Annotated in this window: 4 protein-coding genes and 1 pseudogene; 4 read left to right on the top strand and 1 reads right to left on the bottom strand. The window is 67.7% G+C overall.

The genetic code is table 11. The annotated features are described in order from the left end of the window. The 4 genes and pseudogenes from D8M29_RS10580 to D8M29_RS10595 form a co-directional block, all read left to right on the top strand. Positions 1-133, top strand: a pseudogene (locus D8M29_RS10580) (IS30 family transposase); the annotation flags it as partial. After that, the gene (locus tag D8M29_RS10585) at positions 130-459 is read left to right on the top strand and encodes an IS3 family transposase (RefSeq protein WP_370450166.1); all 330 of its coding nucleotides are present in this window, start codon (positions 130-132) and stop codon (positions 457-459) included. The pseudogene D8M29_RS10580 and the gene D8M29_RS10585, both read left to right, overlap by 4 nt. 148 nt (positions 460-607) lie before the next feature. Continuing rightward, a complete protein-coding gene (locus D8M29_RS10590) occupies positions 608-1105 on the top strand; it encodes a GNAT family N-acetyltransferase (protein WP_127435498.1) in 498 nt (165 codons plus the stop codon). Between the two features lie 242 nt (positions 1106-1347). Next, positions 1348-1824: a hypothetical protein gene (locus D8M29_RS10595; RefSeq protein ID WP_127435497.1), complete on the top strand. Its 477-nt coding sequence runs from the start codon at positions 1348-1350 to the stop codon at positions 1822-1824. Positions 1825-2015: 191 nt separating this feature from the next. On the opposite strand, the gene D8M29_RS10600 is transcribed toward D8M29_RS10595, so the two are convergent. Continuing rightward, positions 2016-2711 (bottom strand): DUF6226 family protein, encoded by a 696-nt coding sequence (locus D8M29_RS10600; protein ID WP_127435496.1) that lies wholly within the window; start codon positions 2709-2711, stop codon positions 2016-2018. Between the last annotated feature and the right edge of the window lie 303 nt (positions 2712-3014).

Here is a 3014-nt window from a genome sequence, read left to right on the forward strand (position 1 = left end):
CGAGGACCTCGCAGCAGTCGCGTACACGCTGAACAACAGGCCCAGGAAGGTCCTGGACTGGAAGACTCCCGCGGAGGTCTTCGCCGAGCAGCTACGCTCGCTCTCAACGCACGGTGTTGCAACGACCGGTTGAACCCGCCCAGTACGTCGCCGTGCGATACACCCAGCGGCTCGCCCAGGCCGGCGCAGTCGCCTCAGTCGGCTCGACGGGGGACTCGTATGACAATTGCCCTCGCGGAGGCGTTCAACTCGCTGTTCAAGGCGGAGCTGATCCGGAACAAGGGGCCATTCAAGTCCATCGAGGGCCTGGAGATCGCGGTCGCGGAGTACATCGACTGGTTCAACCATCGTCGTGTGCACGGCGAGATCGGGATGGTCCCTCCGGTCGAGTTCGAGGACGTCTACCATCATGAGAATCCCGTGCCGGCGCCTGCCGGGGCGGCACTTACGAGCCTCTAACAAACCCGGGGCGATTCAATGCATAGGTCACTCATGTTCCGACCGGCTCGACTCATTCCGAGCGCAGGTGTGCGCTGTTATCGTTCTGACCATGTTCACTCTGTGACGGCATCACTGTGAGTAGCCAACCATCACGAGAGGAACCCCTGTGTCTACTGACCTGCTGACCCTTCACCTGCCGCCTACCCACTCCGCTGACCACGCCCCTGGAAGCCTCGAGCTCCGAGGACTGGACGCGGGGACGGCCGATGACCTGGCCCGGTGCTACCTCGCCGCCTACCCGCCGGGCGTCGCCGCCTCCGACCTGGCCGAAGCGTGGGAGGAGATGGAGGCGACCTTCCGCGGCGACTACGGGGAGCTGCGCGCCGACGCGAGCGCCTCGGCGTGGGTGGACGGCCGCCTGGCCGGGGCGATCATGGTGGTCACCCACTCGATCTGGGACGCGGACCTCGCGGGGCCGTTCATCATTGACCTCTTCACCGATCCCGCCGCGCGCGGGAAGGGGGTCGGGCGCGCCCTGGTGCAGCACGCCGTCGACGTCTGCTCCGCCGCCGGCGACCCCGTCCTGAGTCTGCGCTTCGGCGAGGGCACCTCCGAGGCGGCCCTGGGGATCTACCAGAAACTTGGATTCCAGCCCGTCGATTAGGCAGATTCGGTCGTTTGCGTCGTCCCGAAGACGCGCCAGTGGGCGAAGCCAGTTGGGCCATCCGCTGCAACTCAGCCAGATGCCCAGCCAATGCGCCTGCACCCTGCTTGGTCACCGAGGGCCAGGCGCGGGGATGGCCCTAGAGTGAGCCCATGTCGCGCCCTTTCCCGCCTTCTGCCCGCCCGGGCCCGGTCGAGCCCCGCACCGCTGGCGGCTCACCCGCCTCCGCTAGGCCTGCGTGGATGGGTCCGGCGACACGCACTGCGATCCCCTCCCTCCTGGCGATGTTGGCCCTCCTCGGGGCATTGCAGACCCTCGTCCTCAACCCGCTGGCCGCAGCACCCGCAGACCGTAGCCTCACCCAGATCTATGCTGACTTGGCCCCGCAGGTCAGCGTGTTCGAGCTGGCGGCCTTCCCCGCGCTCGTTTTCTTCGCAGGAATCGGCGGCGCCCTCGTGCTGGGTCGCCTGGCCCGGCGCCGGCCACGGATCGACCCTCTGATGCTCCTGACCATGGGCCTGGGATTGCTTACCGCCGCGGCCCCTGCCTACTGGGTGGCCTCCTTCGGTATGGGATTGGGCCTGGCCGACACCTACATGATCTCCGGGGGCGACCACAGCCCGTGGGCGTGGCCGATCCACCTTGCCAGTACGGCAGCAGCCCTCGGGCTGCTGGTCTGCCTCATCGCACGGTCACGCGGCCTCCGCCATCCCCGCTAAGGCGGAGTCGTTCCCTTGACCCCGGCGCTCTGCAACTGACTCGACAGATTCGGTCGTTTGTGACCAGGAGGATCCCCGCCGCATCCGTGGACACCAAACGAATCCCTCCCACGTCCACACCGCCTGCCCTGCCCGCGCCTGGCGCGGCCGCATCCTCGGGCCCCTGCGCCCCGGAAAGCACCGTTCCCTCATCAACGACCGTCGACGAACCACCCGCTGATGACCTCCACGTCCACCCCCGCCGGCAGAACCGGTGCGCCGCCCGAGACAATCTCCGCACAGGCCCAGTAGAGGGCCCAGTAGTCGCCCGGGACCTCTCCCGAACTGTCGGCTCGGCCGTCCACGAAATAGCGGTGCCGCCAGGGCCCATGCTCAGCAGTCCGACCCCGGAGGATGACCCTGGGGCCGACCAGTCGTTGCACGGCCTCGTCGATGGCCAAGAGAAGGTCCTCGGAACCGGCGTCGCAAGCGTCGCACCCGCAGTCCGGATGGAGGGCGTAGAAACTCTCCACCTCGCCCGCAGACAGTGCGACCGCAGGAACGGGCCCGTCCATCTCGAGAACCCACATCGGCACCGCACCAGAGCGGCCCGCCGGCGGATCAATGCGCAAAACGCGGTCGACGGGCCGAGGACGCGCATCAGAGGGCCAGCCCTCTGGCCGGACCTCCCGGATGTTCTCTTCGAACACCGTGGCCCCCGCTTCCTGGAGCACATCCGCCCACAGACGGGCCCTTGCCGGGACGATCCGGTACCGCTGCGGCTCGGTGACCGTGGAGTACTCCTCGCCGCGTCGCTCTCGGTGGGCCTGCGGGTCCGGCCAGGAAGGAAGGCCCAGGGCCTCATAGCGTCGGGCAACCTCGCCGCGCATCATGTGCAGGTTCTCCATGGACCGAGCGTAGGGGCCAGGGCGCTGAAGCAGCAGATAACCGGAGAGCACACCACCCCGTCAGGACCGCACCCGGCCGAATCCATCATGTAGGTCGCAGACTCCTTGCCTCGTCTCCTCCTAGGAGCATTCACGCCAGCTCAAACGGTCGTTTGTGGCGAGGGACCCCGCCATGCGGTCAAGCCCCTCGTGATGGTGTAGCGGTCTGATCCTTCATGGGGGTCAGGCGCTGAGGCCGAGGGTGAGTTCGGTGTCGGGGTCCACCTCGTCTCCGGTGTTGGTCACGGTGGTGAGCCTGCAGCG

The sequence above is a fragment of the Micrococcus sp. HSID17227 genome (assembly GCF_003989405.1).
Taxonomy (GTDB): Bacteria; Actinomycetota; Actinomycetes; order Actinomycetales; family Micrococcaceae; genus Micrococcus; species Micrococcus luteus.